This is a genomic window from Streptomyces sp. NPDC101166 (genome assembly GCF_044768125.1).
Classification (GTDB): Bacteria; Actinomycetota; Actinomycetes; order Streptomycetales; family Streptomycetaceae; genus Streptomyces.
Genome location: NZ_JBIWPF010000185.1, coordinates 1 through 1,242 on the forward strand (window position 1 = coordinate 1; position 1,242 = coordinate 1,242).

At 63.4% G+C, this 1,242-nt stretch carries 1 protein-coding gene; it reads left to right on the top strand.

Annotated elements, in window-relative coordinates:
- Positions 1 to 37 precede the first annotated feature (37 nt).
- A partial coding sequence (locus tag ACIRS4_RS37570) for an FAD-dependent monooxygenase (protein WP_404204664.1) occupies positions 38 to 1,242 on the top strand: 1,205 nt, incomplete at its 3' end.

Genomic DNA, 1,242 nt, shown 5'->3' on the forward strand with positions numbered 1-1,242 from the left:
GTTCCATCAGACCGAGCGACCGCTGGGTTGGCCGGTAGTGAACTTCCTCTACCAGCCCTACCTGGAAGGCACCCTCGAGCGCGCACTTGATCGCTACCCCAACGTGACGGTCCGCCGCGGTCGTGAAGTGACCGACTTCGATCAGGACGCAACGGGTGTCAGTGTCGAGCACGCTGAATGCCGTGGCACCGGATACGGCAAGAACGCCCCGGAAAGCGACCCGCGAACCGCCGAGCGAGTTCGCGCGAAGTTCCTCGTCGGCTGCGACGGTGGCCGCAGCATCGTCCGTACCAAGCTCGGAATCGATATGACCGGGACCAGCTTTCCCGAACGCTGGCTGGTCGTGGACCTCAAGGCGAAGGACGGGGTCGACGCCTTCCGACACCTGCCGTACTTCGACTTCGTCTGCGATCCGGCGCTGCCGATCGTGTCCTGCCCGCAGCCGGATGGACACCATCGCTTCGAATTCATGCTCAGCGATGATCAGACCAAGGAACAGATGGAGGATCCGGACACGGTCCGGCGCTATATCTCCCGGTTCATCGACCCGGACGAGGTCGAGGTGCTGCGCAAACTCGTGTACACCTTCAATGCTGTGGTCGCCGAGCGATGGCGGGTCGGACGAATCCTGATCGCCGGCGACGCAGCGCACATGACTCCGCAGTTCATCGGTCAGGGCATGAACTCTGGCGTCCGTGACGCGGACAATCTGTCCTGGAAGCTCATTGCCATCCTGCGGCACGGTGCGGGGTTGGAGATTCTGAACAGCTACGAGGCTGAGCGTCGTCCGCATGCCAAGGCGATGATCGATCTGTCTGTGCTGAACAAGAGCCTCGTTTCAGTCGATAACAAGGTGCTGGCAGTGGCGCGGGACTTCGGGTTGACTGTCGCGCTGCACACACCGGGATTGGGTGGCTGGATCCGTGCCGCGAAGATGAAGCCGTCTCCGCGTTTCCGTCGAGGTAAGTATCTCGGTCTGTCGCGGCGGGGGTTGTTCGGCGTCGAAGGTGCGCTGGCTCCGCAGCCGGAGGTCCGGACTTTCGACGGACACCACTGCCGCCTCGATGATGTGCTGGGTCTGGGGTTTTCGTTGCTCGGATACGGCGTGGATCCGAGGACGGCGCTGTCCGCCGACGATCTCGCCGCGCTTCAGGCCCTGGGTACGCGGTTCGTCTCCGTGTATCCGATCGGCGGACGGCCCCAAGGCAAGCCCGGCGACGGCCGGTTCACCGGTGACGATTA